The sequence below is a fragment of the Pseudomonas sp. BR20 genome, assembly GCF_050780135.1.
In the GTDB taxonomy this organism is placed as follows: Bacteria; Pseudomonadota; Gammaproteobacteria; order Pseudomonadales; family Pseudomonadaceae; genus Aquipseudomonas.
The window spans coordinates 4,381,590-4,406,850 of sequence record NZ_CP172012.1; the positions used below are offsets into that span (position 1 = coordinate 4,381,590).

Consider the following 25,261-nt stretch of genomic DNA (forward strand, 5'->3'; position numbering starts at 1 on the left):
GTGACCACACCCCTGATCGAACTCAAGAACATCCGCAAATCCTACGGCGGTGGCGACAGCCCGCAGGTTGACGTGTTGCGCGGCATCGACCTGTCGATCCATGCCGGGGAATTCGTCGCCATCGTCGGCGCTTCCGGTTCCGGCAAGTCCACGCTGATGAATATCCTCGGTTGCCTCGACCGCCCAAGCACAGGCGAGTACCTGTTCGCGGGGGAAAACGTCGCCCACCTGGACAGCGACGAACTGGCCTGGCTGCGCCGCGAGGCGTTCGGCTTTGTGTTCCAGGGCTACCACCTGATCCCCTCGGGCTCGGCCCAGGAGAACGTCGAGATGCCGGCGATCTATGCCGGCATCAGCGCTACCGAGCGCCATGCCCGCGCCCACGCCCTGCTCACCCGCCTGGGCCTGGCCGAGCGCACCGGCAACCGTCCGCACCAGTTGTCCGGCGGTCAGCAACAGCGCGTCTCGATTGCCCGCGCACTGATGAACGGCGGCCACATCATCCTGGCGGATGAACCCACCGGCGCCCTCGACAGCCACAGCGGCGCCGAGGTGATGACCCTGCTCGATGAACTCGCGAGCCAGGGCCATGTGGTGATCCTGATTACCCACGACCGTGAAGTGGCGGCGCGGGCCAACCGCATTATCGAGATTCGCGATGGCCTGATCATCAGTGACTCGGCCGATGACGGTGCCGCGCCCCCACCGGCCACCGGCGGCGCGTTGCAAGCCGTGGACCTGCGCCAGCGCCTGGCCGACGGCGCCGAACACAACGGTGCCTGGAGGGCCGAACTGGTGGACGCCGTCCAGGCTGCGTGGCGGGTGATGTGGATCAACCGCTTCCGCACCGCACTGACCCTGCTGGGGATCATCATCGGCGTGGCCTCGGTGGTGGTGATGCTGGCGGTCGGGGAAGGCAGCAAGCGCCAGGTCATGGCGCAGATGGGGGCGTTCGGCTCCAACATTATCTACCTCAGTGGATCATCGCCCAACCCGCGCACGCCGCTGGGTATCGTGACCCTCGACGACGTCCACGCACTGGCGGCATTACCCCAGGTCCAGCGCATCATGCCGGTCAACGGCAGCGAAGCCGGCGTGCGCTTCGGCAACGTCGACTACATGGCCTATGTGGGCGGCAATGACACCAACTTCCCGGTGATTTTCAACTGGCCGGTGGTCGAGGGCAGTTACTTCACCGCGGCCGACGAGCGCGCCGCCGCCACCGTGGCCGTGATCGGACACCGTGTGCGTGAAAAGCTGTTCAAGGGTGAGGTCGACCCCATCGGCCAATACATCCTGATTGAGAACGTCCCGTTCCAGGTGATCGGCGTGCTGGCGGAAAAAGGCGCCAGCTCCGGCAACAAGGACAGTGATGACCGTATCGCCATCCCCTACACCGCCGCCAGCGTGCGCCTGTTCGGCAGCTACAACCCCGAGTACGTGGTGATTGCCGCCGCCGATGCGCGCAAGGTCCGCGAGGCCGAGGTGGCCATCGACCAGTTGATGCAAAGGCTGCACAACGGCAAGCGCGACTACGAGCTGACCAACAACGCGGCGATGATCCAGGCCGAGGCGCGCACCCAGAACACCCTGTCGCTGATGCTCGGCTCGATTGCCGCGATTTCCCTGCTGGTAGGCGGCATTGGCGTGATGAACATCATGCTGATGACCGTGCGCGAACGCACCCGCGAGATCGGCATCCGCATGGCCACCGGCGCGCGCCAGCGCGACATCCTGCGCCAGTTCCTGACCGAGGCGGTGATGCTGTCGGTGGTCGGCGGCCTGTGTGGCATTGCCCTGGCCCTGCTGGTGGGCGGCGTGCTGGTGCTGGCCCAGGTGGCGGTGCAGTTTTCCCTGGTGGCGGTGCTTGGCGCATTCGGTTGCGCATTGGTCACCGGCGTCGTATTCGGCTTCATGCCGGCCCGTAAAGCTGCCCGGCTCGATCCGGTTAAGGCGTTGACCAGTGAATAAACGATCCATCCCCGCGCACCTGCCCGCACTCGGCCTGTGCCTGCTGCTCACGGCCTGCGCCGGTGACCCGCCCACCGTGGACAGCGGTATCGCGCCGCCGGCCGCCTGGCAGTTCGCCGAACGCGACGCCGCCCAGGCCACCAACCAGCGGTGGTGGACGCAGTTCGGCAGCCCGCAGTTGAACCGCCTGGTCGACCAGGCCCGACGTGACAGCTTCGACGTGGCCGCCGCCATGGCCCGCGTGCGCCAGGCCCAGGCCAGTGCGGTAATCGCCGGGGCGCCACTGTTGCCCGAGGTGAAGTTCAACCTCGCCACCAGCCACCAGAAACTGTTGCACGGCCCGGGCGGACCGGACCTGGACGCCTCGCAAAGCGATGACGCCGTCGACAATTTCGGTGTCAACCTTACCGCCAGTTATGAGGTGGACTTCTGGGGCGGCCGCGCCGCTGCCCGTGACAGCGCCCTGCACAGCCTGCGCGCCAGCGAGTTCGACCAGGCCACCGTGGAGCTGACCTTGCTCAGCAGCGTAGCCGACCGCTATGCGCAAACCCTCGCGGCCCGCCAGCGCCAGCAGATCGCCGAGTTGAACCTGGCCAATGCGCGTAACGTGCTCGACCTGGTGCAGACCCGCTACGACGCAGGCTCCGCCACGGCTCTGGAACTGGCCCAGCAGAAAAGCCTGGTGGCCAGCCAGCAACGCCAACTGCCGTTGATTCAACAACTGGCCGAAGAATCCCAGATCACCCTTGCCGCCCTACTCGGCCAGCCGGTTCAGGGCCTGGACCTGGGCGCCGAACCTTTCCAGGACCTGACCTGGCCAACCATCGGTGCCGGCGTGCCCAGCCAGCTGCTCAGCCGCCGGCCGGACATCGCCAAGGCCGAGGCCCAACTGGCGGCGGCCCAGGCGGACGTCACCGTGGCCCGCGCCGCCATGCTGCCGGTCCTGACCCTCGGCGCCACACTCGGCTCCGACGCCTACAAGGCCCTGGACGTCCTGCGCAGCCCCTACTACACACTGACGGCCGGCCTGGTCGGGCCAATCTTCAACAACGGCCGTTTAAGCGCCGAGCGCGACAAGGCGCGCGCCCGCCAGGATGAGCTGTTGCAAACCTACCGAGGCGCGATCATCAATGGCTTTGCCGATGTGGAAAAAGCCCTCAGCAGCATCACGCGCCTGGACCAGCAGCGCCAATGGCAAACGGAAGAACTGCAACAGGCCCAAACCGCCTTCCAGATCGCCGAAAGCCGCTACCAGGCGGGTGCCGAAGACTTGCTCACCGTGCTGGAAACCCAGCGCACCCTGTATGCCGCCCAGGACTTGAACGTGCAATTGCGCCTGTCGCGCCTGCAGGCCAGCATCGCGCTGTACAAGGCATTGGGCGGCGGTTGGAAAACCAACATCTGATAAACAAAACTCCAATTTCGTACACGAGTCGTCTACCGCCCCTACATTCTTCTACCCAGGTTCCTTGGTAAAAAAATGCCGCTATCACACGGCTGCCAGGGACCACTGAATGAATGTTGCAAAATACCTCGCGTGCGGCTGTTTCTGCTTGATGGCAAACCTTGGCCAGGCAGAGCCACTGATCAAACCCACCGCCATTGATTGGCTGCTCGATTGCCCCCTTCCCGCCGCCGAACGGCTGGACCCCGAGGTGCTGTCGCGCACCCAGTGTGGCATCGTGACCGTACCGCGCAATTACGCGGCGCCGCGTCAAGGCAGCATCCGTCTTTACCTTACCCGTGTGGGCGCCCGCGAGCCGCTGAACCGCGCCGGCCTGGTCTTTGCCCAGGCCGGCAACGCCTCGAGAAGCAACACCGGCGGCACCTTCGCCATTCAGTTGGCCAGCCGCTGGGGCGACTACTCCACTCAGGCTTACCGCAGGCTGCTCAATTACTATGACGTCATCGAACTCAGCCCCCGCGACCTCAAGCACGACAAAAGCGTCGAACAGGCCGCACGGGACATGGAGTTCGTACGTGCCCAACTCGGCGATGCGCAGCTGCTTTACCTGGGCAATGCTGACGCCTCGCGGCTGGGCAACCGCTACGGGACGCTGTATCCGGAACGCGTCGCGCGCATGGTGCTGGTCAATGCCCCATACGGAGAAAAGGCCGCGCCCCTGGTCGAACAACTGCACCTCAAGGAGGCGGCTCAGACGGGGACCAGCGGCTGCGTCAACCAGTGGGTCGGCGACTTCCTGGCCTATGGCAAGCAACCACCCCCTTCTACGCGCTGCCTGGATTCGGGTAATTGGGAGTAGGGCGTCATTTACGACCTGTTGCCGCCGAAAACGACACCCTGCGTTGACGCTCTGTCTCAATCGTTATTAAGTGCTATTTATCCGCATTAATACGATAAATCGACCCCATGCTGACTCGCCCGCTACGCCGCAAACGCCAGAAGCTGTCCGACGTGATTGTCGAGTCGGTCAAGCGCTCCATTGTCACCGATGCCTTGAAGCCCGGCGACCGCCTGCCCACCGAGCGTGAGCTGATGGAAAGCTTCCAGTGCTCCAAGGGCTCGGCCCGTGAAGCGCTCAAGGCCCTGGAGGTCGAGGGGCTGGTGAGTACCCGCACCGGTCCCAGCGGCGGCGCCTACCTGAACCAGGCCGGCACTGAACCCGCCAGCCGTGCGCTGCGTAACTACCTGCACTTCCAGCACCTGGATGGCGAGCAGGTGTACCAATTGCGCAAGGTCATCGAAGTGGAACTGGCGGTGTCGGTGCTCGGGCGCCTGAGTGAAGACGACTACCAGGCCCTGCAGGACAACGTGGATTTCTGCAGCGCTCCCGAAGACAGCGAAGCCGGCCAGCGCGAGCAACGCCTGGCGGAACTGGAGTTTCATAACCTGCTGGCCAAGGCCTGCCCTAACCCGTTGCTGAGCTTTATGGCGCAGTTTCTCAACGATCTGCTGCGCGACCTGGTGGTGCTGAAAAAAGCCTACAAGCCCAAGCGCAAGCAGTTCGACGCCGCCAACCTCGACTATCACAAGCAACTGCTGAGCGCCTTTCGCGCCGGCGATGAAGGCGCGGTACGCAGCCTGATGCATGAACACATGTGCGACGCCGAACACCATATGACCGCGCTGGAAGGCCAGGTCAGCCCGCACTTTCTACTGGAGTTCGATCACTCTTAAGAACACCCCCTCCCACAGTTGACTGCATTACAAACCGCACATTGCGTTACCCCAATAACAGGCCTGCCCACAGGCCCTGCTCCACCGTATCGCCATTGCTACTCCTGCCAATAACTAAACCAGGGAGTCACCCCATGCAGCGTCGTACGTTATTGAAAGCCAGTCTTACTGCGGCCGCCGCCCTCAGCCTTCCGCTGAGCGTACGGTCCGCATTCGCCGCCGAGCCCTTTACCTTTTACGGCCTCAAGTCCATGTCCGGCGCCTTTGCCAGCTATGGCAAGTTTGCCGACATGGGTTCGCGCCTGGCGGTGGCACAACACACCGAGCTCCTGGGCCGCCCATTGAACTACAAGGTCATCGACACCGAGGGCAACGCCGGCAAAGCCGTACGCAAGGTACAGGAGGCAATCCAGCAGGACGGCGCGCGGTTCTTCCAGGGCTGCACGCTGTCGTCGTCGGCGCTGGCGGTGGCCAAGGAAGTCGACAAGGTCGGCGGTGTATTCATGACCCCGGTCGGGGCCGATGAAGTCACCGGCAAAGACTGCAACCACGCCACGTTCCGCTGGTCGGTACCTACCTACGGCGCCATCCGCGAAACCATGGTGCCGCTGATCAAGCTGCTGCCGGACGCCAAGCGCTGGTACACCATCACGCCACAATATGTGTTCGGCGAAGCGCTGCTCGAAGGCGCCAGAAACGTGCTCAAGGAACACGGCCTGGAACACGTCGGCAACAGCTACCACTCGCTGCAGGAACAGGAATTCTCCGGCTACCTGACCAATGCCATTTCCACCAAGCCGGATGTGCTGGTGTTGCTCAACTTTGGCAGCCAATCGTCCAACACCCTGCGCCAGGCGGTGAACTTCGGCATCAAGGAGCGCATGAAAGTGCTATTGGTATGGTCCGCCGGACTCGACCAGTTCCAGGAACTGGGCAGCGACATCCTCGAAGGCGTGTACCTCGGCGCGCAGTACTGGCATCAGGTCGACACCCCGCTCAACCGCGAGCTGGTCAAGCTGACCCAGGCCAAGTACGGCATCAACCCCACCTACCCGTTGGCCGCCGACTACATCAGCACCAAAGTCATGCTCGACACCATCATCGCCACCGGCAGCTTCGACGGGCCGACCGTGGCCAAGGCCATGCAGGGCCTGAGTTTCGAAGGCCCCACCGGCAAGGAGTCGATTCGCGCCGGCGACCACCAGGTGATCAAGGACTACTACCTGCTGGTCGGCAAGGCCGCCGGCGACATGGCCGACAAGGATGACCTGGCCAAGGTGCTCAACGCCGGCCAGTCATTCCCGCCGCTGGAAGCCACGGGCTGCACGCTCGCCTGATCCGCTAAAACTTCACCGGTTGTACACGGCAGGGCCGCCCCGGCGGCCACCTGTTCGAGGGTTCCTGCATGCTTAATCTTTACCTGTTCCAGATACTCAACGGCCTTGGATTGGGGATGATCTACTTCCTGATCGCGGTCGGCCTGACGATCATTTTCGGCCTGCTCAACTTCGTCAACTTCGCCCACGGCGCGTTCTTCCTGCTGGGCGCCTACATCTGCTACACCGCCGTGAGCCTCACCGGCAACTTCTGGCTGGCGCTGCTGATTGCGCCGCTGGTGGTGGCCGCGTTGGCCTGGGTGATCGAGCGTGTGTTGATCCAGCGGATCTATCACTTGCCGCACATGTTCCAGATCCTGGTCACGCTGGGCATCGCGCTGATCATCCAGGAAGCCAGCGTGATGATCTGGGGCCCGGTGGGCAAAAGCGTCGCCGTGCCGGAACTGCTGCGCGGCGTGCTGGTGGTGGGTGATTTCGTCTACCCCTACTACCGCCTGTTCCTGATTGTGTTTTCCGGGTTGGTTGGCCTGGGCCTGTGGCTGCTGCTGGAGCGCACGCGCTTTGGCGCCCTGGTGCGCGCCGGAAGTGAAAGCACCGAGACCGTGTCGCTGCTCGGCACGAATATCTTCCGCCTGTTCTCCATGACCTTCGCCCTCGGCGTCGGCCTGGCCGGCATGGCCGGTGTGCTGTTCGCGCCGTTGCGCGGCGCCCAGCCGTTCGTGGGCCCGGAGATTCTCGGCATCGCCTTCGTGGTGGTGGTGATAGGCGGCATGGGCTCGTTCAGCGGTGCACTGGTCGGCGGTTTACTGGTGGGCGTGGTGCAAAGCCTGATGACCACACTCTGGCCCCAAGGCGCGAGCCTGATGATCTACGGCGCCATGGCCGTGGTGATTCTGGTACGTCCTTACGGCCTGTTTGGGAGAGCCTGACATGAGCGAGAAAAATCCCCTGCCGTTTGCCAAAACGCAATCGCGCGCCATGTTGCTGTGGGTAGTGGCGGTGCTGATCGGCCTGCCCTTGATATTGCCCTCGGCGACCCTCGCCACCGAGATACTGATCTTCGCCATGGCCGCCCTGGCCTGCAACCTGTTGCTGGGCTACACCGGGCTGCTGTCATTCGGCCAAGGCATCTTCTTTGGTGCCGGCGCCTACTGCGCGGCGCTGCTGATGATCCACCTGCAACTGGGCCTGTTCACCGCGCTGCTGGGTGCCGCCATCGCTGGTGGCTTCCTGGCCTTGCTGGTGGGTGCCCTGGCAATCCGACGCACCGGCATCTACTTCGTGATGCTCACGTTGGCATTCAGCCAGATGGCCTACTTTGTCGCCTACACCCTCAGCGACTGGACCGGCGGCGACAACGGCCTGCTCAGCGTGCCACGCCCCGAGATTCGCCTCGGTGACACCGTGCTGCTGTCCCTGGCCGACGCCCGTGCGTTCTATGGCTTTGTCGCGGTGCTGTTCCTGTTGATCTTCGTTGGTGCACGCCGGGTGATCGCCTCGCCGTTCGGCAGCACGCTGATGGCGATCCGCGAAAACGAAACCCGCGCCTCGGCCATCGGCTACGACACGCGGCACTTCAAGATCCTGGTGTTCGTGCTGTCCGGCGCGGTCACCGGCATCGCCGGGGCGCTGTACGCTATGCTGCTGCACTTTGTGCCGCTGTCGAATATCGACCTGGCGATGTCCGAGAACATCCTGATCATGACCATTATCGGCGGCACCGGTTCGCTGTTCGGCTCGTTGCTGGGCGCCGGTTCCATCGTACTGCTGGGGGATTTTCTCTCCGACCTGTGGCCGCGCTGGTTGATGCTGCTGGGGGTGATCCTGATCCTGGTGGTGATCTTCATGCGCGGCGGTTTGTGGGGCGGCCTGGCCGCGTTGTTCGAGCGCGTGCGCGGCAGTCGCAAGGCAGCCGTCGTCGCCAAGGAGGAAGGGCTATGAGCATCCTGCTGGAAACCCAAGACCTGGAACTGGCCTATGGCGCGTTCCGGGCAGTGAACGGCGTGAACCTCAAGGTCGAAGCCGGCACCATCCACACCATCATCGGCCCCAACGGCGCGGGCAAGACCAGCCTGTTCCACTGCCTGACCGGTGAACGCCAGGCCACGGCCGGGGCGATTCATTTCGACGGCAGGAACCTGATGCGCAAGCCGGCCCACGGCCGCGTCGGCCTGGGCATGGCGCGCTCGTTCCAGCTCACCAGCCTGTTCCAGAACCTCAGCGTGCGCGAGAACCTGCGCCTCGCTGCCCAGGGCCGCGACGGTGCACGTGCGCTGAATTTCTGGCGCCGCGTGGACAGCAAGCGCGAACATCTGGAGATGGCCGACCAGGTGCTCGAACGCCTGCAACTTACGGCCCGCGCCGAGACCCTGGCCGGCGAGTTGTCCCACGGCCAGCAACGGGTACTGGAGGTGGGCATGTCGATCTGCTCCAAGCCGAAACTGTTGATGCTCGACGAGCCCACCTCGGGCATGGGCATCGATGACATCCCGATCATGACCCAACTGATCAGCGACCTCGGCCGCGACCACACGGTGCTGTTGATCGAACACAACATGAGCATCGTCATGTCCATCAGCCAACGCATCACCGTGATGAGCCACGGGCAGATCCTGGTGGAAGGCACGCCGGAGTTCGTGCGTGCCGATGAACGCGTGCGCAGTGCTTACCTTGGGGAGGCCGCCTGATGCTGATCGTCGAGAATATCCATTCCTACTACGACAAGAGCCACGTGCTTGAAGGCGTGTCGCTGAGCGTCAACCCCGGCGAACTGGTGACCCTGCTCGGGCGCAACGGTGCCGGCAAGACCACCACCCTGCGCAGCATCCTCGGCATCATCTGCCCGCGCCAAGGGCAGATCCACTTCAACGGCCAGGCGCTGGTGGGTCGGAAGATTTTTGAGATCGCCCGCCAGGGCCTGGCGCTGGTGCCGGAGAATCGCGGGATCTTCCGCCTGCTGAGCGTCGAGGAAAACCTGCGCATCGCCGTCCGCAAGACCAGCCGCTGGCAGCTCGAAGACGTGTACGGCATGTTCCCGCGCCTCAAGGAGCGGCGCAAGAACGCCGGCCATGCGCTCTCCGGCGGCGAGCAACAGATGCTCGCCATCGCCCGCGCCCTGCTCAATGATCCAAAACTGCTGATCCTCGACGAACCCACCGAAGGCCTGGCCCCGGTGATCGTCGACGAGCTGGTGAAGATCCTGCGCAAGGTCAAGGACGACGGCCTGCCGGTGCTGCTGGTGGAACAGAACCTGATGGTCTGCGACAAGCTCGCCGACCGCCATTACGTCCTCGAACAGGGCCGCGTGGTCTACGAGGGCAGCGCCGCCGCCTTCCGCGCCGACCCGACGATCAAGAACCGCTACCTGGCGCTGAGCGCCTGACGGGAGATTGCAGATGAACAGTTTTGCGCAACCGCTCCAGAGCAACGCCCCGTTGATCAACCGCGACCGCCTGTGGCAATCGCTGATGGACCTGGCGCAACTGGGTGCCACGGTCAAGGGCGGCGTGTGCCGCCTGGCCCTCACCGACCTGGACCGCCAGGCCCGTGATCTGTTTGTACAGTGGTGCGAAGCCGCCGGGTGCAGCGTCAGTGTCGACGCTATCGGCAATATCTTCGCGCGCCGTGCCGGGCGTAACCCCACCCTGGCGCCGGTGATGACCGGCAGCCACATCGACACCCAACCCACCGGCGGCAAGTTCGACGGCTGCTACGGGGTGATGGCCGGCCTGGAAGTGATCCGCACCCTCAATGACTTGAAGATCGAAACCGAAGCGCCGCTCGAAGTGGTGGTGTGGACCAACGAAGAAGGCTCGCGTTTCCCGCCGTGCATGATGGGCTCCGGGGTATTTGCCGGTAAGTTCGACTTGCAGGATACCCTCGACAAACGCGACGACCAGGGCCTGTCGGTGGGCGCTGAATTGCAGCGCATCGGCTATGCCGGTTCGCGCGCGGTGTTGGGCCACCCGGTCGGCGCGTATTTCGAAGCGCATATCGAGCAAGGCCCGGTGCTGGAAGACCAGGCCACCACCATTGGCGTGGTGATGGGTTGCCTGGGCCAGAAGTGGTTCGACCTGACCCTCACCGGCGTGGAAGCCCACGCCGGCCCGACGCCCATGCACCTGCGCAAGGACGCCCTGGTCGGCGCCGCCGAGGTGGTCAGCGCGGTCAACCGCATCGCCCATCAGCAACAACCTCACGCCTGCGGCACCGTCGGTTGCCTGAGCCTGCACCCGGGCTCGCGCAATGTGATTCCCGGCCAGGTGCACATGACCATCGACCTGCGCCACCTGCATGCCGATAAGCTGCAAGCCATGGTCGATGAAGTGTGCGACGTGATCGAAACCACAGCCGCCCGGCACGGGTTGATCTTCGAACTGACACCCACCGCCGATTTCCCACCGCTGGATTTCAACCCGGCCTGCGTCACTGCCGTGCGCGAGGGTGCCCAGGCCTTGGGTTTGAGCCATATGGATATTGTCAGCGGCGCCGGGCATGACGCGATTTTCGTCGCCGAACTGGGCCCGGCCGGAATGATCTTTGTGCCGTGCGAAGGCGGCATCAGCCACAACGAAATCGAGAACGCCGCGCCGGATGACCTGGCGGCCGGTTGCGCGGTATTGCTGCGCGCCATGGTCAATGCGGCGCAGGGGGACAGGGCATGAGTGAGATGGGCCAACTGACAGCGGTGCAACTGCTGGAGCATTTCCGTAACAAGACCTTATCGCCGGTGGACGTCGCCGAAGATGCGCTGCTGCGTATCGAACGCTACAACCCGGTGGTCAACGCCTACTGCCATGTGGACCCCGAGGGTGCGCTGCGCGCCGCGCGGGCGTCGGAGCAACGCTGGTTGAAGGGTGAGCCCTGCGGTGCCCTGGATGGCGTGCCCGCATCGATCAAAGACCTGACGCTGACGATCGGCATGCCCACCCGCAAGGGCTCACGCACCTCGTCGGCCGAGGGGCCGTGGGACGTCGACGCGCCCTTCCCGGCCTTTATGCGCAAGGCCGGCGCGGTGCTGCTGGGCAAGACCACCACCCCGGAGTTCGGCTGGAAAGGCGTCACCGACAACCCGCTGTACGGCATCACGCGCAACCCGTGGGACACCCGCACCACCGCGGGCGGCTCATCCGGCGGTGCGGGCGCGGCAGCCGCGTTGAACCTGGGTGTGCTGCACCAGGGCAGCGATGCCGGCGGCTCGATCCGCATCCCCTGCGCGTTTACCGGCACCTTCGGGATCAAGCCGACGTTCGGCTACGTGCCGCAATGGCCGGCCAGTTCGATGACCATCCTCTCGCACCTGGGGCCGATGACCCGCACCGTGGAAGACAGCGTGTTGATGCTGCAAGCCGTCGCACAACCGGATGCGCGGGATGGCCTGATCGGTGCGCCGAGGACCACCCCATGGCTCACGCCGCAGACGGATTTGAAAGGCCTGCGCGTGGCCTACAGCCCAACGTTTGGCTACGTGGATGTCGACCCGCAGGTGGCCAGGGTAGTCGCCCAGGCAGTCGAAGGCCTGGTGCAGTTGGGTGCCCATGTCGAGCAGATCGACCCTGGTTTCAGCGACCCGCTGGAGGTGTTCAGCATCTTGTGGGCGGCGGGCGCGGCACGCCTGACCGGATCCATGAGCGACGTGCAGAAACAGCTGCTGGACCCTGGGCTGCTGCGCATTGCCCAGCGTGGCGAGCGGTTGAGCCTGGATGACTTCAACGCGGCCCTCGAAGCCCGCGCTGCACTGGTGGCACGGATGGCGGCGTTCCACGAACACTACGATGTGCTGGTGTCGCCGATGATGCCGATCACCGCGTTCGAGGCCGGGCACAACGTACCGCCCGGTTCCGGGATGCAGGAATGGACCGAGTGGACGCCGTTCACCTACCCCTTCAATCTCACCCAGCAGCCGGCAGCGTCGGTGCCGTGCGGCTTGGCGGCGAATGGTTTGCCGGTGGGGTTGCATGTGGTGGGCGCGCGGTTTGCCGATGAGCACGTGTTGCGAGTGTGCCGGGTGTATGCCAAGGCGTTTCCGACCCGGCACTTACAGAGACCGATCACCCCAACACCGAGATCCAAATGTGGGGAGGAGCTTGCCCCTTCCCACATTTTCTGACCGCATTCCAATCCCCTGCCTCTACAATGTCCGCATTCATCCCCGGGGGCTTCATGGACATCGAACTGGCACGCACCTTCCTGGAAATTTCCCGCTGCGGCAGCCTGGCCGCCGCCGCCGAGAAATTGCACGTCACCCAGACCGCCATCACCGCACGCGTCAAAAACCTGGAAAACCAGCTGGGCTGTACGCTGTTCGTGCGCAACCGCGCTGGTGCGCGCCTGACCGCCGATGGCGAGGCATTTGTGGCGTACGCCAACCAGTTGCTGCAAACCTGGGAAGCCGCGCGCCGCGACCTGCCGTTGCCCGATGGTTATCGCAATGTGCTGCATATCGGCGGTGAAGTCAGCCTGTGCAACCCGTTGATGCTCGGCTGGGCGCAGGCGCTGCGCGAACAGATTCCCGGGCATGCGCTGCGCACCGAAGTACGTGAAGGTGAATACCTGCTGCGCCAACTGGAACTGGGGGTACTCGACGCGGCGCTGGTGTTCCAACCGCAGTACTGGCCGGGATTGCAGGTGGAGCAGGTGCTGGAAGAAAAACTGATCCTGGTGCAGTTGGTCAGCAAGCCGGACCCGTACGTCTACATCGATTGGGGCCCGGGTTTTCGCCAGCAGCACGACGCCGCCCTGCCCGACAGGGCCCGCGCTGCGGTGAGTTTCAACCTCGGGCCGCTGGCGTTGCAGTACATCCTCGAACATGGCGGTGCGGGCTATTTCCGCACACGCGTGGTGCAAAGCTACCTGGACAGCGGCGTGATGCAGCGCGTGCCCAAGGCCCCTGAGTTCAGCTTCCCGACGTTCCTGGTGTACTCACGGGCGCGGGATTCGGCGGTGTTGCAACAGGCGCTGGGGCTGCTGCGTGAAGTGGTCAAGGCCGAGAGTGACTGGTCGCAGCGCTGGGATCCGTTGATGTGATTCGCCGCCCCTCGCCTGTGGGTGTGTGCTTGCGCAGCCTTATCGATGAGCAAGAGGACGCATTTCAATAACATCTCACCGCTGATGAAGGCCCTGTTCGGTAACCTGCAATGAGCCCCCCACACACGCAAAAAAAGGGGCAGCCCCATGGACTGCCCCTGCCTCACTCAGATGAATCGATCAGCGCACGATACGCTGGCTGCAGATATGACCCAGGCTGACGGTCCGCACGATGTTGCCGCCCACGCCCACACCCGGGAACTCCTTGAGCTCGATGCGCCAGCCGCCCTCGTTGAACCAGGTTTCCCAGTTATACGTCTGGCCGGACGCACTGTCCGGGTAGACCACACGGTAATCACCGGAGCAGGTGCCCAGGTCGACATTGCCTGAGGCGGCTCCGGTGATGCCGGTCTTGGCCTCGTAGTTGACCCAGTTGTAATTGATGCTGCCATCGTAGTGCTTGTCGACCTTGAGTACCGGAGTGACACCGCGCAATGGCTCGCCGGTGCTATCGGACCATTGGGTGCTCCAACTCAAGCTCCTGGCCGCCTGCGTGGCCAGTTGGAAGATCGAGCTGGGGATACGCACCACGTTGTCGCCGTTCACGTTGTTCTGGTTCAGGCGTGGCAGCGAGCCCAGGCTCAACGTGTATTGCGCCTGTGGATTCAGGGCCACGCCTGGGTTCGCCCGCACACGCACCTTGACGGTGTAGCCCGGGGTCAGGTTCGAGTAGATCGAGGTGTTTTCCGGCTGGATCACCACCCAGTTGCTGCCATCGAACCGCTCGAAGATCCACTGGTTGCGCGTCCCCGCATTCTCATCGGTCAGGTAAATGCCCACACCCTGGCCACGCAGCGAGGTGAAGTCGAAATAATCGACATCGTTGACGCTGTCGAGGTTGCCCCTCACCTGGTTCATCGCATCCGGCAATGCAAACGCGGTTTGCGCAGTGTCGTTGGGCTCAAAGGCATCGATATTGCTGTTCACCGCCACGCCGAAACTGAATTGCGCGTTGCTCGCGGTATTGGCCACCATGAACCAGTAGTAGTCGCCAGCCGGCAGCACGCCGTCGAGGTATTCATCGGCGTTGCCACTGTTGTCGGAAGTGCCCAGGGGGGTCAGGTTCCCCTGGCCGTCATCGTGGAACAGGGTCAGCGACATGTCGGTCCCCGCGCTCTGGTTCAGCAGTTGGACCTGGATGCGCGCGTTTTTCGGCAAGTTGAAGTGGTAGGCGATTTGCGCGCCGGTCTCCACCCCCGTGAGGGTGTAAAGCGTATTGATGTCCAGGGTCGGAAACAGCGGTGTGAAAGCCGCAACCGCAGCCTCTTTACCTTGCGCCTGGTCAGACTTGTTCAGCTCGCTCACCGCAGTGTCGACCGCCATGTTGCTGTAGGCCGCCTTGCTCGCAGGCGCCTTGGCCTTGCCGGCCTTGGCCGCGTTGAGTTTTTGCTTGAGCGCATTCGAGACCGGCAGCGCTTGCAGCGTGCCGCCGGGGTTCAGCGCCTTTTCCACGGCCTGCTTGAGCGTGCCCGCGCTGAGTTTCGGGAGGGTTGGCTCGGCCAGGGTAAAGGCCGAGACAAAGCAGGAGGCCGCCATGGCCGCGCCCAGCATAAAGGCTTTTTTCGATTTCATTTTTTATCCATCCATAGTTAAAAACTGAAGGTCAGGTGACATCCGGTCACCTGGGATGGAATGTAGGATAAGACTGGATGGATGTACAGTATTTTTTCAGAGGAATGTGGCTTTAAGGAAAAATACGCGTAGGAAAAAACTGGCTTCCTCTAGAGCCAAGTACCCCAAAATCCCCAACTGACAGCCCAAAACATCACAAGCCGATAAGGCCATACGGCCCAACGCTTGAGGGCAAGGGGGATGGCGGCTAGCTCTACCTCGGTCACAAGACCGTCTTTCACGGAGCGTTTTGGTGTGCGAAGGATGTCAATCAACAGCGCCATGCGATTACCCCGATTGAGCTGCTGGTTTCGTTCCCAGCGTTGCCAATATTTACGAACCTCCGCGTTTTCACTGAAATAACTTTCCAGCTCGTCGAGCTTTGTACGCCCGGCATATAGCATCAGGCCCAAAACAACGAACGTTCCAATGATCATCACAAGGGTGTAGACGAGAAAAAACGACATCGTTAAGCGCCTTCTGGTTGAAATATCAAATCACCATCAATCTCTATGATCCTTCCGCCCAGGAACGCCCCAGCATCGCCGCCTTTACTGCCGCCTATATACCCTCCCGCAGCCCCACCGATAACTCCACAGGTGAGTGCGCCACTTCCCCTAGTCGCCACACCTAAAAAAATGGTGCATGCGCGACGAGTCAGTTCAGCGCCTAATCCCCCAGCTCCAGCAGCCCCAGCCACTCCCCCCACCAACCTCCCCGTCTCCACATACTTCGCCCTCCTGCACTGCGCCTCCCGTCCCGTCACACACGCCTCCTTGATCTCCAGCCCGGTCACGCCCACATCCAGCGCGATCCCCATGAAAGTCCCGTTTCCCAACCACTTGGACATCTGCGCAATCTCGCGCATGCGCTTTGCATACCCCGCGATCTCGCCTTTATGCAGATAGCTTTTGGTCGAAATCCCCAGCACCTTCTTCAACGACTCATTGCCCTGCAACCCCGTGCCGAACCGTGCGGCGCCTTGCAGTTGCAGATCCAAGCGCCGGAACAAGGCCTGGCGCTGTTTGATAAAGCCATCCCGGTCCAACGCACCGTCCTTCAAGCGCTGATGCAACCGCTCGATTTCCTCCAGGGTCTGCGCCACCTCATTCAGATGCCGCGACCAAGCCGATGTCGCACTGCCGATACCAATCGAGCCGTAGGCCATGAAGCTCTGCAGCAAGTCATAGTTGCCGATCAACTCCGTGCCCGCCGAGGTATTCATTTCCAGGTTGCGACGAACTGTTTCGGCATGGCGCATTAACCAGGCTTCCTCGCCGGAACAGCTCACGCTGTAGGCATCGGGAATAATCACCAGTTGCCCCGGCGCGACCAGGCCGGGGCGCAGGTGCCGGTTCAGCACATCAAAATGGTCAGAACGTTGTCGGCTCGGGGCAGCGCCCATCAGGCGGGATTTCAAGCTGTTGTAGTCCGTTGCGCGGTCGTTGATATAGCTCTGCGCCATGCCCTACATCCGAGATGCAAAGAAGATGGCGTCGAAATATAAGCAAGCACCTACGCCCCGAACACAAGCGCAGGTGGGTCGAACTGCATTTGGGAAGTTGCCTACTTCACGAAGAAACTAGGCCTACAGAAACAACCCTAATAACCGGTCATCTCCAGGTAACCCACCCCACCCTCAAACCGCACCGGTCCTTCCCAATACGGAATACTCAGGTTCATCCAGGCGTTGGGGTTGACGGCCTGGGTGGTGATATCCAGCTGCTTGCTGGGAATCTTCAGCGACCAGCGTGTGGGAATCTGGCGTCCGTCGATGGCTGTTGTGTCCAGCGGTGCCAGTTGGATATCGGCGTTGTGCAGGGTCTGGGTGTGGCCTTCGCGGTCGATCCAGGTGCCGGTCAGGTAGGACGCGCCGTCGGTTTGCCGCACGCGAAACAGCATCAACTGCTCGCCACGGTCCAGGTGCAGGGAGAACCAGTCCCAACCGGTCTGACTGGCGGTCAACGGTTGGCTGCTCCATTCGCGGTCGAGCCACGCCGGGCCGCTGACCTGATATGTCTTGCCGTCGATGCTGACGCTGCCATCGGCGGTAAAAAAGGGCTGGCTGTAGTAGTACGACGCCTGGCCCTGGTCGGATTTGCGGCTGTAGCCGTTGTCGCCCTGCAGCACCAGCGGGCGGCTGGAAGTCAGCCGCAGGTCGTAGGCAAATTGCGCACCGCTGGCCTTGAGCTGCATGTCCGCCAACGCGCTCGCGGCGCCGGGCTGGCTGGCGAAATTCCAGTCGTCGATCCACGCGTTGAACGGCACTGCCTGCGCCCCGGCCTGGCCGACGCCGCCGCGGGCGAAGCGTTCGGCGGCGTAGTGATGGGTGGCGGAGGTGACGGCGGCGTGGCCAAGCCATACGGTCGAGTCGTGCCAGCCGGCTTGCGTCGGTCCGGCCTTGAGGGCGTTGCGAAACAGCGTCCATTGCACACCGAACACATTGCCTTGGGCGTCCTTGAGGTTGGCGGTGACGTACCACCACTCGATACGAAAGCCATCGTGGGGGCCGTGGTCCTCGGGAAAACTGAAGACCTTGCCGGGCAGCACCTGGGCAAAGTCGGCCGCGTCACTGCCCAGCCCGGCGAAGCTTTCCTGTGGCGCAGGGACTTTGTCACAGGCCACCAGCAGTAATACGGCGCACATCAACGACTTAATCTTCATGGGCAAACGTCCTCAACAAATCCACCGGACGACTGCGGTACAGCTGCCACAGCGGCCAGGCCGATGCCAACAGCGTGGCCAGCAGCGCCAGCCCCAGCAATTGTGCGAGCTGCCACGGGAACACTTGCAACGGCAAGCGCCAGCCAAAGGCCTGCACGTTGATCACCGCATCCAGGCACCACGCCAGCAACAGACCCAAGGGCAATGCCAGCACCAGCGTAAGCACCGCCAGCAACCAGGTTTGCCCCAGGTTCAGCAACATCAATTGCCGTCGCGTCACCCCTAATGCCCACAGCGGAGCGAGTTGGCCGAGGCGGCTCTGGCTCTGGGTCAGCAGGCTGATGAACAGCGCCACACCGGCCACGCCCAAGGTCAGGCTGTTGAGCGCGGCGGTGGCGGCGAAGGTGCGTTCGAACACCTGGCTCGACCAGCCCTTGAGTTGCTGTTGATCGACGATACGGCTGTCTTCCAGGGCAAAGGCGCGCTGCACTTCACCCACCAGCGGCGCCACGTTTTGCGGCAATACCCGCAGGTTGAAACGCGCCGGCGTCAGTGTCGGCCAGTGGGCCAGCAGGTGGCGGGAATTGACCAGCACGTGGCCCTTGGGATTGCCGTAATCAGCGTACACCCCCACCACGGTCGGCGACCACACACCGTGCGGCGTGGGAATGCTCACTGTGTCACCCAGCTTCACACCGAGCCGCCGCGCCAGTTGTTCGCTGAGCATCAGGGTCTCGCCTTGCTGCAACTGGTCCCAAGGCGCGCTCACCGCTTCCAGCAACGGCCAGTGCTGGCGATAGGTAGGGTCGTCGACCACGCCAAACAGATCCGCCGGCCAGCCCTGCAATTGCACCGCGACCTGCCAGGTGGGCAACACGGTTTGTACCAACGGTTGCTGCGCCAGCCAGGCACCGAGGTGTTCTGCCTGGGCCGGATTTTGCGGGTTGAGGTACAGCTCGGCGGTGAGGCGTTGCTCCAGCCAATTATTGAAGGTGTGGCGAAAGCCCGAGGTCATGGAGCCCGCGCCGATATTCGCGGCCAGGGCCAACAGCAGCGCCATCAATGCCAGGCTCAGGGCCGGCAGTTGTTGACGGCAGTCAGCCAGGAACCACTGGCCGAGTACCGAACGGCTGCGCCCCAATACGACCTTCAACAGCCCATTGAGCACAACCGGCAACCCCAGGGCGGCGCCGAGCAACAACCCCGCCATCAACACAAAGCCCGCCGCCAGGCTATCGCCCAACCATAACGCCAACAACGCGATCAGTAAGGCCGTAGCCGCGACCCAGCCCTGGCGCCGCAACCAGCGCCCATGGGCCTCGTGCCAGGCCTGGGCATTGGCCAGCGCCAGCAACGGCAAACGTGCCGCGCGCCACAGGCTGCTGGCGCCGGCAAGCAAGGCACCGAGCAAACTCAAGCCCAGCCCCGCTGCCCACCACCCTGGGTTCAAGCTCAATTGGCCCGGTACCTCGGCGCCATACAGGCCGCGCAGGCTGGCGGCCACATCCGGCAGCAACAGGCTGGCCAGCAGGTAACCGCTGGCGACGCCGAGCACGCCCCCCAGCAGCGACAACGCCCCCAACTCCACCCCCAGGCCGAGGATCAACATCCGCGCACTCACCCCACAGGCGCGCAACGTGCGCAACAACCCGCGCCGCTGCTCCAGGGCCAGGCCGATGGCCGCGTGCACGATAAACAGCCCCACCACAAAAGACAGGAAGCCCAACGCATCAAGGTTCAGGTGAAAGCTCTCGGTCAACCGCGCGAGGTTATTCTCCTCGCCCTGCTTGAGTTGCAGCCCGGCGGGCGGTGTGGGATGGCGAGCGGCGAAGGCCTTGTCCACCAGCAGGCGCGAGAGCTGGCCGGGCATCTCCAGCAGCGGCTGGGCAAAACCGATATCGGTGAGCAACAGGCCGGGCGCCATATCCGCCTGGACCTGCAACGGTGGCAGGCGCTGCCCATTCAGTGTGAGCGGTTGCTGGCCTGCGCGCAGCCCCAGGGCTTGCAAGGTGTGCGGCGCAATCCAGGTACGCCCCGGCGGTTCAAAGAAGGCCAGCATCTGCGCCTGGCTCAAGCGCTGCCCCGCCACCGCGCCGCTGCCGGGCAACGACAGCGGCTCAATGCCCATCAACTGCAGGCGCACGTCCTCATGCCCCTTGAGTTGCAGCCGCCCCTGCACCACCGGCGACACCGGCCACCCGGCGCGGCGCAGTTGGGCAAACAGCGTTTGCGGGAAACTGGCGGCGTCCGCCGCACTGAGGCTGGCCTGGGGTTCACCGCCGATCAATTGGCTGGCGCGCGCGTAACTGTCGCGGGCCTGGCTATTGAGGGCCTGCACCCCGGTCAGCAGCGCGGTGGCCAGCCACAGGCCGGTGAGCACGCTGAAGAACTGCACCGGATGGCGTCGCCAATGGCTGAGCAAGGCGCGCATGGCCCAGTAAAACACGCTCACGTCGGCACGACCTTTCCATGATGCAGCACCACTTGCCGGTCCAGGCGGGCGGCGATGCGTGGGCTGTGAGTGACCATCAACAGGCTGGTGGGACTGTCGCGCAGCAGGTCCAGCAGCAATTGCAGCACCTCGTCGCTGGTGGCTTCGTCGAGGTTGCCGGTGGGCTCGTCGGCCAACAGCAAACCCGGGCGCGAGGCCAACGCCCGTCCGACCGCCACCCGTTGCTGCTGGCCGCCCGAGAGTTGTTCCGGATAGCGCTTGAGCAAGTCCCCCAGGCCCAGGCGTTCGACCAATTGCGCCTGCCACTGCGGATCAAAACGCCCCGCCAGGCGGGCCTGGAACGCCAGGTTGTCGTCGACGCGCAAGCTGCCGATCAGGTTGAACTGCTGGAACACCAGGCCGATCTCGGTACGCCGCCAGTGGGCCAATTGCGCCTCGCTCATCTGGTCGAGGCGCTGCTCAGCCACTTGGATACTGCCGCCGTCCACCCGATCAAGCCCGGCAACCAAGTGCAGCAGGGTGCTCTTGCCGCTGCCGGACTCACCCATCAACGCCAGGCTGCTGCGCGCCCCCAGGTGCAGGTCGACCCCCGCCAATACCGCTAACGGCCCCTGGGGGGTGGCGTAGCTTTTGAAGACACCTTGCACCTGCAACATGGGAACACTCATCTGATGGCTGGCAATCGAGAATAACGGCTGAGGATCAAGGCCACGCAAATTTTTCACATGGTTTTCACCGGCCGCCCACCCGTCCCACTTTAAATTACCGGCCAAGCGTCACTCGTCGGCAACTTATTAGTTGCCACGCCTGGCAACTTTTAACCGCAGCATGTTCAGCGAAAAGACAGCCGCCCTGTGACAGCCTTCTGCTCCACTACGGCTATTCGCCAACACGTTGTGCCTAACTAATACAACATTGCCAACAGCGTCCAAGGTGAATGAAGTGGTTGACCTTACCCTGATTAAACCACGCTCGCGCCGGGCCTTTTTCAAGCGCCTCAAACCGCTTTGGCTCGGGCTTGCCGTGGTCACCGTGCTGCTCACCTGCGCCCTGTTCTGGCCGACATCGCCACGGGACCTGGGCATAGGCAATCGCCTGATGACCTCCCAAGTGCTGCCGCTGTGGCGTGACGGCGACCTGATCGTGCTGGTGCGTCATGAAGAGCGCTGCGACCGTTCGACCAACCCTTGCCTGGGCCCGGTGGAAGGCGTGACGATCAATGGCAGTCAACACGCCGAAAACCTGGGCAAAGCCTTTAAATCACTGGGCATGGACGGCACCGACGTACTCTCTAGCCCCGCCATTCGCACGGCCCAGACCTCGCGTTTCATGTTCGGCCAAACCGAAAAAACTGAAATGACCGCCGGTGAAGGCGCCGTCTGCGGCAGGGCCATCGGCGAAGAACTGCTCAGCCACAAACAGGCTGGACGCAACCTCATATTCGTCACCCACAGCGGTTGCATTGCCGACTTCGAAACCGCCCTGGGCTTCCCCCACGCCAAGTTTTCCGAGTACGGCAGCGCGCTGTTCGTACAGGTGCTGGCCAATGGCAAGTTCAAGGCCCTGGGCATCATGAAAAACCAGGATTGGCCAGCCGCACTTAAACAAATCTAAGTCGTTCCCTTCCCGCCCCTACGGCCTATGTTCAGCAAAAAGACAGCCCTGTTCTGGCATGTTTAGTTGCGCCCTTTAATTAAGGTCGTTATGACTATTTCCTGTTATTTAGTGAACGCTGTGACGACTTTCGCCATTACTTCATTAGTTGAAAAAACTACCATCAGACGTCAGGGAGCGACGTTTTCATGACCCGCCTGAAACCCCTGACGGTGTTATTACTGGCCTTCGTCGCGTTTTATCTATTGCCCCTGGGCCTGCACGGTTTGTGGATACCGGATGAAACCCGCTACGCCCAGATCAGCCAGGAGATGCTCCTGAGCGGCAACTGGGTGGCGCCGCACTTCATGGGCATCCGTTATTTCGAAAAACCCGCTGCCGGTTACTGGCTGATCGCCTTGGGCCAGGCCGTGTTTGGCCAGAACCTGTTCGGTGTACGCATCGCCTCGGCCCTGACCACTGGGTTGAGCGTGCTGCTTGCGTACCTGATCGCCCGCCGCTTGTGGAACGACCCACGCAAGAGTTTCGCCTGCGCCCTGCTCTACCTGAGCTTTGGCCTGGTGGCCGGGCAAGCGGGGTACTCCAACCTCGATCCGCAATTCACCTTGTGGGTCAACCTGAGCCTGGTGGCGCTGTGGTTTGCCCTCGACAGCAGCCCCCTGCGCAGCCGTCTGGGCGCCTGGGCCGTGCTGGGATTCGCCTGTGCCATGGGGTTCATGACCAAGGGTTTCCTGGCGTGGGCGCTGCCGGTACTGATTGCCGTGCCTTATATGCTCTGGCAACGGCGCCTGGGCGAGCTGCTGCGGTATGGCCCGTTGGCAATCGGCGTGGCCGTGCTGGTTTGTTTGCCCTGGGTACTGGCGATCCACACTCAGGAACCGGACTTCTGGCGCTTCTTTTTCTGGAATGAGCACATTCGCCGTTTCAGCGCCGACAACGCGCAACACGTGCGGCCCTGGTGGTTCTTCCTGCCGATCATGGCGGTGGCTTGCCTGCCGTGGGCCGGGCTGCTGCCCAACACCCTGCACCAGGCCTGGAAAGAAAAGCGCCACCCGGCGATCGCCTTCCTGGCCCTGTGGCTGCTGTTGCCCCTGGGCTTGTTCAGCCTGAGCAACGGCAAGCTGCCGACCTACATCATGCCGTGCCTGCTGCCCCTGGCGTTGCTGATGGGGCATACCTTGAGCGATCTGGTCAGCCAAGGCAAAACCCAAGCCCTGTGCCTCAATGGCCTGTTCAACTTCGTGATCGGCATGGCCGCCATGATCGGCCTGATCTACCTGCAAATCGCCAGGCCGCTGTACAGCAACAGCCATGCCGAGATGTTCAGCCTGTCGCTGGCGTTTATCGTGCTGCTGGGCTGGATCCTTGCCAACCTGCTGCAGGCCTTGCGTCCGCTGACGTTGTGGGCGATGCCGGCCCTGGGCATCGGCCTGCTGGTGATCCTGCTGCCGGCGAGCATGCCGGCGCAGATCGCGGATAACGAAATGCCCGACCAATTTGTGCTGGAGCATCTGGATGAGTTGCAGCACACCCACGCGCTGCTGAGCAATGAACTGGAGAGCGCCAGCGCATTGGCCTGGCGCCTGCAACGCGCCGACGTGGTGCTGTATGACACCGAAGGCGAGTTGCGCTACGGCTTGCAGTACGCTGGTGCCGTAAAACGCAAAGTGGAGTTGGAACAGGTTCAGGGCTGGCTCAAAGAAGCACGCCAGCACGGCTCGGTCGGCGTGCTGCTGCGGGTCAACAGCACCAGTGAAATGCGCGAGGCCGGGCAATTGCCGCCCGGAGGCAAACGCTATCACAAGGGCTACCTGGAACTTATCCTCTACCCGCAGGCGCCATGATGCCGGGTTATTTCAAGACCGAACGCGGCGCCCTGCTGCTGTTGCTGGGCGTCTCGGCCCTGCTGCTGCTCACCGGCCTGGGCGCGCGTGACCTGTGGGGCCCGGAAACCCGCTGGGCGAATATCGCCTTGCAGATGCTGCAGAGCGGTGACTATTTCGACCCGTACCTCAAGGGCCTGCCGTATTACGACAAACCCCTGCCCTCCTACTGGCTGATCACCGGCGCGGCCCACCTGATGGGGGGCCTTGGTCCCTGGTCGTTGCGCCTGCCGTCGGTGATCGGCGCGTGGTTGAGTGTGTGGCTGGTGTACCTGATCGGCGAACGCCTGTTCCGCAAGGGCACGGGGCTGATCGCCGGCTGGATGCTCGCCACCACGTTCTACTTCCTGTTCTGGGCACGCGTGGCCACGGCGGATGTGCTCACCGTGTGCGGCGTGCTGGCGGCCGTCGCCTGGTATTGGCGTGGCCCCGACGACACGCGGCTGTGGCGCTACACGGTGTTTTTCCTGTTGCTGGCCCTGACGTCGTTGTTCAAGGGCCTGATCGGCTTTGTGCTGCCCGGCCTCGTGCTGTTGCCGCACCTGCTCGGCGAGCAACGCTACAAGCGCCACCTCAACCTGCGCCTGGTGCTGGCCGTGCTGATCGCCGCCGCGGTGTATGCGGTGCCGTTCGTGCTGTCGCACGTCTACGGCGCACCGACCTATGGCGCGAGCGGCCTGGCGTTGGTGTTCCGGGAAAACGTGGTGCGTTTCTTCGACCCGTTCGACCATATGGGGCCGATCTACACCTACCTGATCTACCTGCCCGCCTACACGCTGCCCTGGACTCCGTGCTGGTTGCTCGGCCTGTGGCTGGCCGTGCGCCACTGGCGCCACACCGCGCCGAACGCGCGCTGGCTGGTGTGGGGCCTGGGCCTGCTGTTTGTGTTCTTCACCGCCAGCGGCAGCCGGCGCAGCTACTACGTGCTGCCGCTGGTGCCCTTTGCCCAATTGCTGGCGGCGTGGTGGCTGAGCGAGCGCGTGTTGAAAAAGCCCGCCATCTGGCCGCGCTGGCAGAAGGGTCTGGGGATCGCTGCCGCACTCATGCTGTTGATACTCGGCGTGGCCTATCCCTGGTCTAACGGCAACGGCGGCGTGACCCGCTTCGCCGAAGATGTGCAAGCCGAGGCCGTGAAAAGCGCGCCCTGGAACCAATGGCAGATGGTGCTGGTGGAAGTCGACAACAAGGTCCCGATGTACCTGCAAAATGGCGGCAAGCCGTTCTACTACATCGCCGAGACCCAGGACTTTCCCCGCCAGGGTGACACAGCCGCCTTCATGGCCTGGCTGGAAAAAACCAGCGGCCAAGGCTTTGACCCGCAACGTACGATCATCGTCGCGCAGTTCTCCAAGGACGATCCGACGCCGCTGGCGTATTTGGGTGCGGATCATCAGGTGATCACGACCCGGCCGGACAATGGCGAGCGGCTGTTTCACAAGCGTGACGAGGGCAGTGTCGCGTTTATCCCTGCGTCACGCTGATAGCTGCGTATCAGGTGTGCTTG

Annotated in this window: 21 protein-coding genes; 15 read left to right on the forward strand and 6 right to left on the reverse strand. The window is 63.2% G+C overall.

Going from position 1 to position 25,261, the window contains the following annotated elements; genetic code table 11:
• The 12 genes from ACHPFG_RS19945 (at nucleotide 1) to ACHPFG_RS20000 (ending at nucleotide 13,473) form a co-directional block, all read left to right on the forward strand.
• Nucleotides 1-1,971, forward strand: a complete 1,971-nt coding sequence (locus tag ACHPFG_RS19945; protein WP_431700235.1) for a MacB family efflux pump subunit — start codon at nucleotides 1-3, stop codon at nucleotides 1,969-1,971.
• A complete protein-coding gene (locus ACHPFG_RS19950; protein ID WP_431700236.1) occupies nucleotides 1,964-3,376 on the forward strand; it encodes an efflux transporter outer membrane subunit in 1,413 nt (470 codons plus the stop codon). The genes ACHPFG_RS19945 and ACHPFG_RS19950 overlap by 8 nt, the downstream gene beginning before the upstream one ends.
• 109 nt (nucleotides 3,377-3,485) lie before the next feature.
• Complete coding sequence (locus ACHPFG_RS19955) at nucleotides 3,486-4,235, forward strand: alpha/beta hydrolase (RefSeq protein WP_431700237.1); 750 nt, start codon at nucleotides 3,486-3,488, stop codon at nucleotides 4,233-4,235.
• Between the two features lie 107 nt (nucleotides 4,236-4,342).
• Nucleotides 4,343-5,110 carry a FadR/GntR family transcriptional regulator gene (locus tag ACHPFG_RS19960; RefSeq protein ID WP_131698191.1) on the forward strand — a complete coding sequence of 256 codons (768 nt, stop codon included), beginning with the start codon at nucleotides 4,343-4,345 and terminating at the stop codon, nucleotides 5,108-5,110.
• Nucleotides 5,111-5,244: 134 nt separating this feature from the next.
• Entirely contained in the window at nucleotides 5,245-6,447 is a 1,203-nt protein-coding gene (locus ACHPFG_RS19965) for an ABC transporter substrate-binding protein (protein WP_167655740.1), read from the forward strand.
• Nucleotides 6,448-6,515: 68 nt separating this feature from the next.
• On the forward strand, nucleotides 6,516-7,376 hold the full coding sequence (locus ACHPFG_RS19970) for a branched-chain amino acid ABC transporter permease (RefSeq protein WP_141606794.1): 861 nt from the start codon (nucleotides 6,516-6,518) through the stop codon (nucleotides 7,374-7,376).
• A 1-nt stretch (nucleotide 7,377) separates the two neighbouring features.
• The gene (locus tag ACHPFG_RS19975) at nucleotides 7,378-8,388 is read left to right on the forward strand and encodes a branched-chain amino acid ABC transporter permease (RefSeq protein ID WP_339543304.1); all 1,011 of its coding nucleotides are present in this window, start codon (nucleotides 7,378-7,380) and stop codon (nucleotides 8,386-8,388) included.
• A complete protein-coding gene (locus ACHPFG_RS19980; RefSeq protein WP_184742945.1) occupies nucleotides 8,385-9,134 on the forward strand; it encodes an ABC transporter ATP-binding protein in 750 nt (249 codons plus the stop codon). Before ACHPFG_RS19975 ends, ACHPFG_RS19980 begins: the two co-directional genes overlap by 4 nt.
• Nucleotides 9,134-9,829 carry an ABC transporter ATP-binding protein gene (locus tag ACHPFG_RS19985; protein WP_184742948.1) on the forward strand — a complete coding sequence of 232 codons (696 nt, stop codon included), beginning with the start codon at nucleotides 9,134-9,136 and terminating at the stop codon, nucleotides 9,827-9,829. The genes ACHPFG_RS19980 and ACHPFG_RS19985 overlap by 1 nt, the downstream gene beginning before the upstream one ends.
• 13 nt (nucleotides 9,830-9,842) lie before the next feature.
• Nucleotides 9,843-11,111, forward strand: a complete 1,269-nt coding sequence (locus ACHPFG_RS19990; protein ID WP_431700238.1) for a Zn-dependent hydrolase — start codon at nucleotides 9,843-9,845, stop codon at nucleotides 11,109-11,111.
• The gene (locus ACHPFG_RS19995) at nucleotides 11,108-12,556 is read left to right on the forward strand and encodes an amidase (RefSeq protein ID WP_431700239.1); all 1,449 of its coding nucleotides are present in this window, start codon (nucleotides 11,108-11,110) and stop codon (nucleotides 12,554-12,556) included. Before ACHPFG_RS19990 ends, ACHPFG_RS19995 begins: the two co-directional genes overlap by 4 nt.
• Nucleotides 12,557-12,609: 53 nt before the next feature.
• Entirely contained in the window at nucleotides 12,610-13,473 is an 864-nt protein-coding gene (locus tag ACHPFG_RS20000; protein WP_431700240.1) for a LysR family transcriptional regulator, read from the forward strand.
• 180 nt (nucleotides 13,474-13,653) lie between these two features.
• Here ACHPFG_RS20000 and ACHPFG_RS20005 read toward each other — a convergent pair whose 3' ends face one another.
• The 6 genes from ACHPFG_RS20005 to ACHPFG_RS20030 form a co-directional block, all read right to left on the reverse strand.
• Nucleotides 13,654-15,105, reverse strand: a complete 1,452-nt coding sequence (locus tag ACHPFG_RS20005) for a hypothetical protein (protein ID WP_431700241.1) — start codon at nucleotides 15,103-15,105, stop codon at nucleotides 13,654-13,656.
• Nucleotides 15,106-15,254: 149 nt separating this feature from the next.
• Nucleotides 15,255-15,611, reverse strand: a complete 357-nt coding sequence (locus ACHPFG_RS20010; protein ID WP_431700242.1) for a hypothetical protein — start codon at nucleotides 15,609-15,611, stop codon at nucleotides 15,255-15,257.
• A gap of 2 nt (nucleotides 15,612-15,613) precedes the next feature.
• Entirely contained in the window at nucleotides 15,614-16,609 is a 996-nt protein-coding gene (locus ACHPFG_RS20015; protein ID WP_431700243.1) for a hypothetical protein, read from the reverse strand.
• Nucleotides 16,610-16,746: 137 nt separating this feature from the next.
• Nucleotides 16,747-17,808, reverse strand: a complete 1,062-nt coding sequence (locus ACHPFG_RS20020) for a lipocalin-like domain-containing protein (protein WP_339543296.1) — start codon at nucleotides 17,806-17,808, stop codon at nucleotides 16,747-16,749.
• Nucleotides 17,798-20,260, reverse strand: a complete 2,463-nt coding sequence (locus ACHPFG_RS20025; RefSeq protein WP_431700244.1) for an FtsX-like permease family protein — start codon at nucleotides 20,258-20,260, stop codon at nucleotides 17,798-17,800. The genes ACHPFG_RS20020 and ACHPFG_RS20025 overlap by 11 nt, the downstream gene beginning before the upstream one ends.
• Nucleotides 20,257-20,916 carry an ABC transporter ATP-binding protein gene (locus tag ACHPFG_RS20030; protein WP_431700245.1) on the reverse strand — a complete coding sequence of 220 codons (660 nt, stop codon included), beginning with the start codon at nucleotides 20,914-20,916 and terminating at the stop codon, nucleotides 20,257-20,259. The genes ACHPFG_RS20025 and ACHPFG_RS20030 overlap by 4 nt, the downstream gene beginning before the upstream one ends.
• Before the next feature lie 277 nt (nucleotides 20,917-21,193).
• On the opposite strand from ACHPFG_RS20030, the gene ACHPFG_RS20035 reads away from it, so the two are divergent.
• From ACHPFG_RS20035 to ACHPFG_RS20045, 3 genes are all read left to right on the forward strand, one after another.
• Nucleotides 21,194-21,874: a histidine phosphatase family protein gene (locus tag ACHPFG_RS20035; RefSeq protein WP_431700246.1), complete on the forward strand. Its 681-nt coding sequence runs from the start codon at nucleotides 21,194-21,196 to the stop codon at nucleotides 21,872-21,874.
• A 188-nt stretch (nucleotides 21,875-22,062) separates the two neighbouring features.
• Nucleotides 22,063-23,718 carry a lipid IV(A) 4-amino-4-deoxy-L-arabinosyltransferase gene (gene arnT / locus ACHPFG_RS20040; RefSeq protein WP_431700247.1) on the forward strand — a complete coding sequence of 552 codons (1,656 nt, stop codon included), beginning with the start codon at nucleotides 22,063-22,065 and terminating at the stop codon, nucleotides 23,716-23,718.
• Nucleotides 23,718-25,238 carry an ArnT family glycosyltransferase gene (locus ACHPFG_RS20045; protein WP_131698212.1) on the forward strand — a complete coding sequence of 507 codons (1,521 nt, stop codon included), beginning with the start codon at nucleotides 23,718-23,720 and terminating at the stop codon, nucleotides 25,236-25,238. The genes arnT and ACHPFG_RS20045 overlap by 1 nt, the downstream gene beginning before the upstream one ends.
• The last annotated feature ends 23 nt before the right edge of the window (nucleotides 25,239-25,261 follow it).